Annotated in this window: 9 protein-coding genes; 7 read left to right on the top strand and 2 right to left on the bottom strand. The window is 54.6% G+C overall.

Going from position 1 to position 11,797, the window contains the following annotated elements; all coding sequences use genetic code 11:
• Positions 1-139: 139 nt before the first annotated feature.
• The gene (gene cysK / locus AO726_RS18130) at positions 140-1,114 is read left to right on the top strand and encodes a cysteine synthase A (RefSeq protein WP_058069514.1); all 975 of its coding nucleotides are present in this window, start codon (positions 140-142) and stop codon (positions 1,112-1,114) included.
• A 107-nt stretch (positions 1,115-1,221) separates the two neighbouring features.
• Here the strand turns inward: cysK and oprI are convergent, their stop codons facing one another.
• Entirely contained in the window at positions 1,222-1,473 is a 252-nt protein-coding gene (gene oprI, locus AO726_RS18125; protein WP_037058464.1) for an outer membrane lipoprotei OprI, read from the bottom strand.
• A gap of 495 nt (positions 1,474-1,968) precedes the next feature.
• Here oprI and AO726_RS18120 point away from each other — a divergent pair, with 495 nt between their 5' ends.
• Complete coding sequence (locus tag AO726_RS18120; RefSeq protein ID WP_058069513.1) at positions 1,969-2,247, top strand: GNAT family N-acetyltransferase; 279 nt, start codon at positions 1,969-1,971, stop codon at positions 2,245-2,247.
• 31 nt (positions 2,248-2,278) lie between these two features.
• Here the strand turns inward: AO726_RS18120 and pabB are convergent, their stop codons facing one another.
• Positions 2,279-3,646, bottom strand: coding sequence for an aminodeoxychorismate synthase component I (pabB, locus tag AO726_RS18115; RefSeq protein WP_058069512.1), 1,368 nt, complete (start codon positions 3,644-3,646; stop codon positions 2,279-2,281).
• A gap of 161 nt (positions 3,647-3,807) precedes the next feature.
• Between pabB and AO726_RS18110 the strand changes: the two genes are divergently transcribed.
• The 5 genes from AO726_RS18110 to AO726_RS18090 all read left to right on the top strand — a co-directional run bounded on the left by AO726_RS18110 (position 3,808) and on the right by AO726_RS18090 (position 11,797).
• A complete protein-coding gene (locus AO726_RS18110; protein ID WP_152987319.1) occupies positions 3,808-6,519 on the top strand; it encodes a LuxR C-terminal-related transcriptional regulator in 2,712 nt (903 codons plus the stop codon).
• Entirely contained in the window at positions 6,516-9,239 is a 2,724-nt protein-coding gene (locus tag AO726_RS18105; protein ID WP_058069511.1) for a helix-turn-helix transcriptional regulator, read from the top strand. Before AO726_RS18110 ends, AO726_RS18105 begins: the two co-directional genes overlap by 4 nt.
• A 232-nt stretch (positions 9,240-9,471) precedes the next feature.
• Positions 9,472-9,909 (top strand): DUF6160 family protein, encoded by a 438-nt coding sequence (locus AO726_RS18100; RefSeq protein ID WP_058069510.1) that lies wholly within the window; start codon positions 9,472-9,474, stop codon positions 9,907-9,909.
• Between the two features lie 85 nt (positions 9,910-9,994).
• A complete protein-coding gene (locus AO726_RS18095; RefSeq protein WP_058069509.1) occupies positions 9,995-10,756 on the top strand; it encodes a C39 family peptidase in 762 nt (253 codons plus the stop codon).
• 78 nt (positions 10,757-10,834) lie between these two features.
• Positions 10,835-11,797 (top strand): transporter, encoded by a 963-nt coding sequence (locus tag AO726_RS18090; RefSeq protein ID WP_241492145.1) that lies wholly within the window; start codon positions 10,835-10,837, stop codon positions 11,795-11,797.

The following is an 11,797-nucleotide window of genomic DNA, read 5'->3' as shown; positions in this document are numbered from 1 at the left end:
AGTCCTGAGCGATGCAAAGCCGTTTAGGACTGCATGATTTGTTTCAAATCAGCAGCTCATAACTACGCGTTGACTGGACGCTTTGCACCACTGGTCTTAGGCTAGAGGGCTTTCGCATGCACTCATTAAGGTCATCACCATGAGCCGTATTTTCACTGACAACGCACAAGCTATCGGCAACACACCGCTGGTACGGATTAACCGTCTGGGGCCTAAGGGCGTCACCATTCTGGCCAAGACAGAAGGGCGTAACCCGGGTTACTCCGTTAAGTGCCGTATTGGTGCCAATATGATTTGGGACGCCGAAGAGCGGGGCGTTCTTAAACCCGGCATGACCATCGTTGAACCAACGTCCGGCAATACCGGTATCGGTCTGGCCTTTGTAGCTGCTGCCCGTGGTTACAAACTCATTTTGACCATGCCGGCCTCTATGAGCCTTGAGCGCCGCAAGGTCCTCAAGGCGCTGGGCGCTGAGCTGATTCTGACTGAGCCAGCTAAGGGCATGAAAGGAGCCATTGAGAAGGCGACTGAAATTGTTGCGGCGGATCCGGCTAATCACTTCCTGCCTCAGCAGTTTACCAACCCCGCTAACCCGGCCATTCACGAAAAGACCACCGGGCCGGAAATCTGGAATGACACGGACGGTAACGTCGATGCCTTGGTGGCAGGCGTTGGTACCGGCGGCACCATTACCGGTATTTCCCGTTACATCAAACACACCCAAGGTAAAGCACTGCTTTCAATTGCGGTTGAGCCTGTCGGCTCGCCGGTTATCAGCCAGACGTTAGCTGGTGAAGAACCGAAACCTGCCCCTCATAAAATTCAAGGCATCGGCGCGGGTTTTGTGCCCGGCAACCTTGATTTGAGTCTGGTCGACCGGGTCGAGCAGGTGACCGATGAAGATGCCAAGGCTGTGGCGCTGCGATTGATGCGCGAAGAGGGCATTCTCTGCGGTATTTCTGGCGGCGCTGCTATGGCCGCAGCGATCAAAGTTGCTCAGGAACCGGATATGCAGGGCAAGACAATCGTGGTGATTCTGCCTGACTCCGGTGAGCGCTATCTAAGCAGTATGTTGTTCAGCGATCTGTTCACTGAACAAGAACTGCAGCAATAAGGATGTTCTGGGCTGGGAACTAAGGGTTCTCAGCCAGCATGGCAAAATGCGGGCAATAAAAAAGCCGCCCCGTTACCGGAGCGGCTTTTCTAGCAGCCTGAGTGCAATTACTTGCGGCTAGCTTTTTCCAGCATGCGCAGAGCGCGCTCGTTGGCTTCGTCAGCAGTCTGCTGAGCCTTCTGAGCAGCAGCCAGAGCGTCATCAGCCTTACGGTAGGCTTCGTCAGCACGAGCTTGAGCGCGAGCAGCTGCGTCTTCAGTAGCAGTCAGGCGAGCTTCGGTTTCTTTAGATACGCTGCTGCAACCGGTAGCCAGAACTGCGGCCAGAGCCAGAGCAGAGAATTTCAGAACGTTGTTCATCGTGTTCCCCTTAAGAGGTGGAGTTTTCCATAAAAGCAATTCCCCAAAACTGGGAAATTGGCCGGCGTACATAGTACCTGTAACTTGTAGTAAGTAAACTGAGAGAGAGCAAGGAGAAGCGAATTTTTTCTTACAAGAGGTGGGTTTTCTCTGCCTGAATCTAATTTTGATTAAAAAACAAACAGTTTCCTTATGTAAGCACTCGCCTCAATGATCAAAAGTCCGTGTCCGTAACATGATTAACAAGGCTATACAGTGGTGTGAACTCAACTGCTTTCTGGTGGGTCATAAGTCGTTTAGTAAGTTATTCGGTTTAGCCTTAGTGGCTTCAATCAAAGAGTCTCAAGTCCAAATCCTAATCCCGTAAGTTGTTGATTCGCGTGACCTCATGGCGCTCTGCCTGCTAAGCTCGGGTAACTTCTTGCTCACCGAGATTGCCAGGTACAAACCCGGCGCAGTGGGCGGGTATGGAACGTATATGAATGAGGAGATGTGATGAGCGAAGCGCTATCCATCAAGCACGACCAGACTGCTCACCAATTTGAGACTATCGTCGATGGTGATCGGGCTTATCTGGCATACATGGATCTGGGCAAGCAGACGCTGGATATTTACCGGACATTTGTGCCCAACTCACTCCGCGGTCGCGGCATTGCGGCAGCATTGACCGAGCATGCATTACAGTATGCTGAGCGTCTGGGCTACTCGGTTATCCCGTCATGCTCATATGTCGAACGCTATATGGAACGTCGTCAGCGTAAACAGGCTGAGTAAGTGCTGTTAAGACGACGAAGAAAAGCCCGCATCAGCGGGCTTTTTCGTTTTTAGTGAGTTGTTCAAGTGTCTCTAAGAGCACGCTGACTTTGGTTATGGACTCCTGATACTCAGCCTCAACTTCCGAGTCAGCGACTATTCCACCGCCACCCCAGCAACAAACAGTGCCGTTTCGAATCAGCAAGCTCCGGATGGCAATTGAACTGTCCATCTCGCCGCGTACATCCAAATAAAGCAGCGATCCGCAATACAGCGCGCGGCGGGTCGGCTCCAGCTCATCGATGATCTGCATGGCCCGGATCTTCGGAGCGCCGGTGATGGAACCGCCCGGGAAGCTACCGCTGAGAAGGTCCAGCGCATCAAGCCCTTCAGCTAGTTCACCGGTTACAGCGCTGACCAAGTGATGCACGTTCGGGTAACTTTCTAGGGCGAATAACTCCGGCACACGGACCGTTCCAATTCGGCAGCTACGCCCGAGGTCATTGCGCAGCAGGTCCACAATCATTAGGTTTTCTGCGCGGTCTTTGGGACTGTTCAGCAGTTCTTCAGCCATTGCCTGGTCGTGCAGCGGATCAGCTTGGCGAGGGCGGGTTCCTTTGATTGGGCGGGTCTCAACCAGCCCCTGATGGACTTGAACGAAGCGTTCGGGGGACAGACTGAGAATGGCGTCGTTATCGCCCAGGTTTACATAGCCGGAGAAGGGCGTTGGGCAGGAGGCCCGCAGCGCGCGGTATGCAGTCCAAGGCGATCCGCTGCAACTGCTGGTAAAGCGCTGGGCGTAGTTGACTTGATAACAGTCACCCGCGTTGATGTAGTGCTTAATGCGGGAAAAACTTGCCTGGTACTGTTCGGCGCTGATATCGGCTGTGAAGGGCGCATTAAGAACAAATGGTTCACTTTCAGCAAGCGCGCTCGTAGAAGTGAATAGCTGTTCTAAGCGTTGGCGTTCGGCGGCCTCAAGACTTGGATGAAATACCAGACAGCTACGCTGCAGCTGATGGTCGCTGATCAGTGCCCAGGCATACAAGCCAAACACTGCATCATTTAGGTCAAGATCATTGCTGGCCAATGCAGGCAGGCGCTCGATTCGGCGGCCGAAGTCGTAGCTCATATAGCCAATCAGACCACCACAGAATGGCAGCTCTTCGCCTGCGGGTAATTGCGCCTGGCCGAGCTCTGCCAGGCTTTGGCGCAAGCGCGTGAAGAATGCCTTGGCCGGTTCGTCTGGCTGAGTCTCCAGTTCTGCCAATGGCCAGGCACTCATAATGTCGTAACGTCCGCGCTCAGATACTGGCTTTCCGCTATCGAGCAGAATGGCTCCGCGCGCAGAGGAAATACGGCTGAAATAATCGGTCGGAGCCGCGTGGTAGAGCAGATCAACTACAAAACAAGTAGGCATGGGGTACTTATGAACGGGGCGCGGAGCGAGATTGTAGTAGTTCGAAGTGTTACATCCTAGTGCACGACTAGTGTTTACTCGGATAGGTTTCGATCATTAGTATGGTGCCATCCCGATGCTATCAACTCACCCACAACAATAATTAATATGGGTTCCTCATCATGGATGAAGTAGCAGTACAGTCTGCAGCTACCCAGCTGCCCCGCACGCGCTTGATGCCAGCGCAGGCTGATTTTCTTTCCCGCCCACAGCTCGAGTCGGCCCTTAAGGCTAACCCCCACGCTCGCGTTCTGCTGTTAGCTGCTCCTGCAGGCTTCGGAAAAACCAGTTGTTTGCTTGCCCTGGCCCATGAACGGGAGCAGAGCGGGCATGCGGTCGCCTGGTTGTCATTGGTGCCAGAGGATGACGAGCCTGGTCAGTTTCTGCGCAATCTGATTGACGCGCTAGCGGCCCAGATCTCTGGTTTTGGTGATGATGCCAAGGCTTACCTGCAAAACGTCATGTATGTGCCAGTAGCGGCTGTGATGGAAAGCCTGTTGGTACACCTGACTCAGCTGGAGTCTCCGGTGCTGCTGGTTCTGGATGATTTACATGTAATCCAGAATCCTGAGCTGATATCCGCATTAAACCGCCTTATCAAATTTGCTCCGGAAGGATTCACCCTGGCGATTGGTTGCCGTTCGCAGCCAGCGTTGAATCTGGCGACTCTACGGGCGAAAGACCTGTTGCTGGAAATCGGTGAAAAGGAGTTGCGCCTAAGCCCTGATGAAGCGCGCCTTTATCTGTCCCGATCAGGCCTGGAGCTAGAGCCGGCGGTTTTTGCATCGCTATATGAGCAAACCGAAGGCTGGCTGGTCGGCTTACAACTGGCTTGTCTGTGGTTGCGCCATCGGGCAGACGCCAACTCACCGATCTCAGTACTGGGCGACGATCAGGTCGAGGTAGGCGAGTACTTGCTACGTAGTGTGTTCGAGCAGATGCCCACTGAGCGTCAGGAGCTGTTGCTGGCACTGGGTATCGCCCAGCAACTCAGTGGCGATCTGGCCAATGCCCTGACCGGACGTCAGGACGGCCAGCAACTGTTGGAAGAAATCGAAGGCATGCAGCTGTTTCTACTGCCTTTAGATCACGAACGGCAGTGGTACCGCTTTCATAACCTGTTTGCTGAGTTTCTTCGCAATCGTTTGCGCGAGCGTGAGCCTGAGCGCTTCAAACAGCTGCACTTCAATGCCAGCCTGTGGTTCACCAACCATCACATGCAAAACCTGGCGATTGAGCATGCTTGCCTGGCTGAGGACCCGGAAATGCTCGCTGCACTGGTCGATGGCTGTGGGCTTGAGCTGATTAACCGTGGCCAACTGCACTTGATTTATCGCTGGCGGCAACGAGTTCCAAATGAGATCGCTGAGCGTTTCCCCATTCTGGTGCTGGCGGATGTGTGGACACGGGCCGCCGAGATGGGCCTGTCAGAAGCCAATCGCATGCTGGATGAGCTGATTGAACGATGGAGTGAGACACGCGGGCAGGGCACGTTAAATGACAAGCTGCTGGCAGCGCTTGCGGTCAAATCAGTGTTGGCATTGCAAAAGGACGATTTGCAAACGTGCGTGATGCTGGCACGGCGGATTGAGGCCCAACTAGGCCAGCATGCTGCCTTCCTGGAAGTGGCTATTCTGATCGTCGGCGCTCTGGCCAGTGTGATGCTGGCTCAACCTGATGAGGCCAAGAAACTGCTGGCTCTGGCGCAGCAGCGTAATCATTTCCTTGAAGGGCGCTATCTGGACATCCAGCTAAGTAATGTGGAAGTGCTGCTGAGTATGGAGCGCGGCCACATTCGCCAAGCGGAACTACTGGCTGCACAGCTGCGCTCGCGGATTATTCCGTGGTTCGCTGAACGCTCAAGGGCACTGGCCATTCCGACCATCAGTGAGGCGCTGATTGCTTACAGTCAGGGCCGCCTCGAAGGCATTGAAGAACGCCTGCGTTGGGCACTGGCGACACTGGATGTGATCAACCCGATCGACATTTATGCCCAGGGTATGTTGTGCCTGGCCCATATTCAGCGCTTACGGGACAACGCCAAAGAAGCCCAGAACAATCTGATGCTGATGCAGAATCTGTCAGTGCGGAACAAGACCTGGCGCTTCTACACCCAGGCAGTCGCCGATGAAATCGTCCAAATTCTGCAAGAGCCTGCGGCCGACAGGGTAAAACGAGCGGAACAGCGCTGGCAAAGCGTTGAGTGGTCGAAGCTGGCTGAACACTATCAGCATATGCGCTTCAATCCGGTGTTGTGGGTTAGGGGACTGTGCAGGGTCCGCCTGCAGCAGGCGCGGGGGCACTACAGCGAAGCGCTGCATGAAATCAGCCAGTTGCGTGGGCTGCTACTGGACAATTGGCACGGCATGCACCGTCTGCGCCTGGATCTGTTGGCGGCACTCAGCTATCAGCGCCTGGGCTATCAGGAACGCTCCCACAGTTTGCTCTTGCAGTGCCTGATCGGCGCTGAGCGCGAGGGCGTACGCAGTCTGTTTATTGAAGAAGGCGAAGCCATTCGCCAACTACTCCAGCAACTGGAGATCGCAGAACGCCAGCCGGCTATGCAGGGTTTTATCCGCAGTGTGCTGGCGTTATGGCCTGGGCAGAAGTCACGCCAGGCTCAGGGTGAGCTGGAGGAAGAACTGACTGAGCGCGAATGCGAGGTGGTGAAGCTGGCTGCTGAGGGGCTTTCCAATGAGGAAATCGGCAAACAGCTGGCGCTGGCACTAGGCACAGTTAAGTGGCACCTGCACAACATTTACGAAAAGCTCAAAGTGCGTAATCGCACCCAAGCTATCAGACGGGCCCGAGAACTGAGTCTCCTGGAAACATGAACCGTATGCTGAGCACACAAAACACTGCAGTACCCTTGCTGAGAACCAAGTTGTATCCGGCAGAAGGTAGCGGGCGGCCCATGTTGGCCCGGACCGAGCTGCTTGAGCATCTGTTTGATAAACGCCAGCAGCGATTGATGATCCTCAGTGCTCCGGCGGGTTTTGGCAAAAGTACGGTACTGAGCCAGTTTCGCCTGCGCCTGATTGAGGCCGGTGCGAAAGTCGCCTGGCTGTCCTGTGATGAGGCGGACAGTGAGCCCCGTCGCCTGCTGCGCTATCTGGTAGCGGGGATTGAGGCGCAATTGCCCGGTCTGTGCAGCGGTACCCTGAGGCTCTTGGGCGAGGACCTGAGCCTGCCGAATGAGGTGTTACTGGATGCGTTTATTGCTGACCTGAAGAAGTGTCACGTCCCGTTGTATTTACTGCTGGATGATGTACACCGTGTGCGTCAGCTGAAGCTGGATGAGCTGGTTATCCGCTTTCTACAGAACGCCCCGGACAACATCTACGTGGTCGGTACGACGCGTTACCGCACAGTGATGGCTAATCCAGGCTCATTGAACACCAGGCAAGTCGTCTGGATAGAAGCCGATGATTTGCGCCTGAGTCGGAGTGAAACAGAGGCCTATTTCCATCAGCTAAAACAAATCCCTCTCAGTGATCGTGAGTTGGATCTGCTTTATAAGCGTACTGAAGGCTGGGTCACAGCCTTACACTTGTTCGCCTTGGCGCTGGCGCGCAACTCTGAGCGCAAGACGCTGCTGGCCGGACTGTCCGGTACCGAGCGCAATATTGCTGATTACCTCACCGAGGATGTGCTCAGGCACTTGCCTGCCGAGCAGCAGCTGTTTCTTGAGCAAACCTCGCTGCTGGACGAATTCAATGCTGATTTGTGCAATGCATTAACCGGCCGCAGTGATGCCGATCAGACGCTTCAGGAGTTGCGCAAAGCCCAGCTGTTTATTATCGCCCTGGATGCCCAAGGCAGTTGGTACCGCTACCACCATCTGTTCGCCGAGTTTTTGCAGAGCAGGGTCAACCGTGGCTCCAGTCCGTCCCATTTGCTGCATGCGGCTTCGCGTTGGTGTGAAAGCCATGACATGGTCGACAAAGCGGTCAAGTACGCTCTACGTGCACGGGATTACACCTTTGCTGCGGACTTACTGGAACGCCATGGGGCCACATTGATTGCGGCTAATCAGGTTTATGGCATCCTCACAGTGCTTAAGGAGGTGCCCTCTGAGGTTATTCGCGAACACCCGGTATTCCAGATTTTCTACGCCTGGCATTTGGCGTTTGAGCACAAGTACGCAGAAGCCGAAGCGCTGATTGAAGAAATCAGCAACCGTTTGATTCAAAGCCGTGGCAAGACACTCAATTTCGGCCTGATGCTCCTGCTTGCTGTCGCTCAGGTCCTCAAGGCCTTGGTGTTGCTCTATCAGGACAAGCTTGAAGGAGCTCTCAAAGTAGCCCGTCACTGGCTGAGCATGGTGCCTGACAGCCAGCCGATCTTCCGCGCCAGCTTGGCCTGTATTCAGGCTGCGGCGTACGCGCTACTCGGCGAGTTTGGCCAAGCTGAAAAGTCCATTCATCTGGCGCGCAATAGCCTGCGTAACGGCGACAGCGAGTACCTTAATGTCGTCGTCAGCCTGATCGAGTCGCTGGTGTGTAAAGAAATGGGCCACCCAGAGCAGGGGCGTGTGCTGGCAGAGGCTGCGCGCTTAAGGGTCGAACAGGTTTTCGGCCGCCACAGTCGGGTGGGTGGGCCGCTGGCGCTGGCTTACGCCGATCTGCTTTATGAGCAGGACCGCCACGCCGCCATTCTTGCGGAGCTGCCGCAGGCAACTACGTGGCGAGATGTGGCAACGCCTATCGAGTTGATCAGCCGCGGCAAACTGGTGTTGGCCAAAGCACGATTCTTTGCCGGGGAGGGCGTGTCGGCCCTGGCAGAGCTTGATGATTGGCTGGAGTCTCTGCACGGCCCCGGTTATGAGCGTGTGTATGCACTGGGGATGAGCTGCAAGGTGCAGTTTCTCTTATGGCTGCGCAAACCGAATGAGGCCGAGCGCACTTGTCTGCAGTTGCAACGCCATTTGGCCAGCTTCGCTGAAGGGCGTTATGCCGATGCCGAAACGATGCTGGCAATCACTGAGGCCCGCCTTGCCCTGAGCGAGCGTCGTGCCGATAAGGCGCAGGCGACGCTGGAAGCCAACCTATCCAAACAGCTGGCTGAGCACCGCAAAGACCGGCGATTGCGTCTTTCCCTGTTACTTTCAGTGGCGCTTTGGCGAAAGGGTAACAGCGACAAGGCGTTTGCACTGTTTGGGCAAATCATTGAGCAGGCGTGGTCAGCAGGATACCGCCGCTTATTCCTGGATGACGCTTTGTGGATCCTGCCGCTGCTCGAAGCGTGGCGCGAAGCTGAGCCAAAAATTGCCGGGAAATGGCAGGGGCTTGCCGAGCAGCTGCGAGAGCAGTGCCTAAGGCTGTCAATCGATCTGAAAATGTTCGATGAAAATCAAGATGTTAGCCACCGGGAGCGGGAGATTCTGCGCTTTGTTGCAGCAGGACTTTCCAATCGTGATATCGCCCAAGCCGTGCATTTGTCAGAGGCCACCATTAAGTGGCATCTGCACAATTTGTTCTCAAAACTTGGGGTGCGCAGTCGTACCCAAGCGGTACTGAAAGGCAAAGCGTTGGGTTTACTCAGTGAGTCCTGAATATTAGTTAGTACAAATGCTCCATTCATTGGATGGGCTGGCAGGTTGGGCAAGTGCCATTAGCTTTGTCACCAGGTCGACAACACACGTGATGTCGATTCATCACCGGACACATTCTGGAATTGCGTGCCGGACCTGGTGTTGTAGCGAGAGCTGCTGGCGCTGTTAGGGGACAGGAGTCCGAGGGCCTGCCAGGAACAACCTCTAAGTGAACTGTGGAGAAAGAATAAGAATGAAAACCATCAAGCAACTGGCCCTGGCTGCCGCTGTTCTGGCTGTTCCTTTCATGGCTCAAGCTGAGCTGAAAGCAATGGATGACTCTGCCTTGGCAACTGTAAGCGGTCAGGCTGGTATCAGCATTTCCGGTGACTTCAGCGGTTCTATCGGCTCCATCGCGTGGAACGATGACGGCGGTGACCTGCGCCTTGAAACTATCGCATTCAGCGGTTTCGAGATCAGTAACGACAGCCCGCTGAAAGTGGACGTAGGCGATGGCGCCCTGACTGGTGGCAGCACTGTTAAACAACTGCAAATCACCCTGCCTGAAATGACCGGCCAACTGTCTGTAGCTGCGATCAAAGTCGGCGCTACCACTGCTGCAAGCCTGGGCGGCGTGACTATTTCCAACGTCGATATGGGCGGTACCACTATCAACGTTTGGGGCCACTAAGTTCACTTAGTTAGTCCGTTCCATGGAAAGTCTTACCGGTGCAAGCCGGTAAGACTTTTCCTTATGAAAGGAGTGGTAGTGGCTGATGATCGAGATTCTGCTAGGCAGCATGATTGGTGTATGGGGTTTTACCGAGGCTGTTGAAACCAAGCCTCAGGCTCCAGGTACTGTGCACATCAATCAGCATGTACTGCCGAACGGGCCATGGCGTGAGACCGTTACTCTTGAACCCATGAACCAGCTGCAGTTCCGTAATGTTATCCGTCAGGCCTATGACTACAGCTGCGGTTCAGCAGCACTAACCACGCTTCTGGATTATTACCTTGGCCGTAACCTGCAAGAGCAACAGGTTATGGAAGGGCTGCTGCAGTACGGTGAGACCGACAAGATCGTCGAACGCCGTGGTTTCTCTTTGCTGGATATGAAGCGTTTTATGACCGCCCTGGGCTATAACAGCGGCGGATTCCGTGCTGCATTCAAAGACCTCGACGAGCTCGAGCACCCGGCCATCGTGCCCATTGAATATGCAGGCTTTAAACACTTTGTCGTAGTGCGTGATGTGCACAACGACCATGTTTTCGTGGCAGACCCAGCGCTGGGTAACATCAGTTTCACCCGCACGCGTTTCGAAGAAATCTGGGATCAAAACGTCCTGTTTGTGATTTTCCCCAAAGGTAATGAACCGCCGAATGCGCTGGCACTGAAAGAGACTGATCTGCGATTAATTGATGACCGTACGATGAGTTTGCTGGCGTTTAAAGAGTTTCCGCAAATCACCAAATTCACCGAAAACCAGGCCACTGAATTGGGCTCTGGGGGTGACATTCAATACATCCGACGCAAATAAAACGCCCGGTATAACAATAATAGTGGGGGCTGTTCCATGAGGGGTTTGGGATTGGTGTGGCTGGTAGTACTGAGCGCTATGTTCAGCCAGGCACTGCATGCTGACGAGGCAACGGTTGATGACGCCCGTCAGGCACTGAGCAAAAAGGATGATGACGCAGACAGCACCAAAGCCCTGGAAGAAGTGTTTCAGGCGGCGGAAAAAAGTTACACCCTACTGAAGAAAGGTGAGCGCACGCTGACCTATGGTTTTGACTACTCGCTGGTGCGCGACACGATGATCGAGACCATCCGCACGGGCAAGGATGTCTACAGTGTCATCGGCCATAGTGAAGCCAATCACACCTTCACCAACTCTTTCACCTTTGACTATGGCGTCTGGGACAACCTGACCTTCAGTTTCAGGGTTCCGCTGATCGCCAAATACGACACCGAGCGCGATCTGGATGCCTACAGCCTCGGCGATGTCTCTGCCAGTTTGCGCTGGCAACCCTGGACTTCATTGCGCGGCAAACCTGTTACCACGCTTTATGCAACCTTGGGCCTACCGACTGGAGACAGTCCGTATGACATCAATCCGAACAATGACCTGTCTACTGGCAGCGGCTATTACAGCTTGGGCTTAGGGGCGAATGTCTCCTACGTGATTGATCCGGTCGTGCTGTTTGGTTCGGTCGGATACACCTACAACTTGCCGGTTAAAGATATTGATCAGGTGCGGGGCGGCCGTTTGCTGGAGGAAGTCGAACCAGGCTCATCCATTAACTTGAGCATGGGCTTCGCCTACTCGCTGTCCTATGACGTGTCGCTGGCAACCTCGTATCAGATGCAGCATTCACTCAAGCCCACCTTCCGTTTTGTAGACGGCAAGGCGGAAGGGAGTGAGCAGACCAGCTCAGTCATGAACTTTTCACTGGGCTTGCGTACCGCGCCAGACCGGATCGTCAACGTCAACGCTGGGTTCGGTATGACCGAAGACTCGCCAGACGTGATTCTGGGGCTTTCCATGCCATTGGATATCGAAGGCCTCAAGGCCCAATAA

Source organism: Pseudomonas sp. TTU2014-080ASC, from assembly GCF_001446935.1.
Classification (GTDB): Bacteria; Pseudomonadota; Gammaproteobacteria; order Pseudomonadales; family Pseudomonadaceae; genus Aquipseudomonas.
This window is presented reverse-complemented; position numbering and strand designations above follow the sequence as displayed.

Excerpts from the sequence above, each read along its gene's own strand:
- AO726_RS18110 (WP_152987319.1), top strand. The coding sequence starts at position 3,808 with ATGGATGAAGTAGCAGTACAGTCTGCAGCTACCCAGCTGCCCCGCACG.
- AO726_RS18120 (WP_058069513.1), top strand. The coding sequence starts at position 1,969 with ATGAGCGAAGCGCTATCCATCAAGCACGACCAGACTGCTCACCAATTT.
- AO726_RS18090 (WP_241492145.1), top strand. The coding sequence starts at position 10,835 with ATGTTCAGCCAGGCACTGCATGCTGACGAGGCAACGGTTGATGACGCC.
- AO726_RS18095 (WP_058069509.1), top strand. The coding sequence starts at position 9,995 with ATGATCGAGATTCTGCTAGGCAGCATGATTGGTGTATGGGGTTTTACC.
- cysK (WP_058069514.1), top strand. The coding sequence starts at position 140 with ATGAGCCGTATTTTCACTGACAACGCACAAGCTATCGGCAACACACCG.
- pabB (WP_058069512.1), bottom strand. The coding sequence starts at position 3,646 with ATGCCTACTTGTTTTGTAGTTGATCTGCTCTACCACGCGGCTCCGACC.
- AO726_RS18100 (WP_058069510.1), top strand. The coding sequence starts at position 9,472 with ATGAAAACCATCAAGCAACTGGCCCTGGCTGCCGCTGTTCTGGCTGTT.
- oprI (WP_037058464.1), bottom strand. The coding sequence starts at position 1,473 with ATGAACAACGTTCTGAAATTCTCTGCTCTGGCTCTGGCCGCAGTTCTG.
- AO726_RS18105 (WP_058069511.1), top strand. The coding sequence starts at position 6,516 with ATGAACCGTATGCTGAGCACACAAAACACTGCAGTACCCTTGCTGAGA.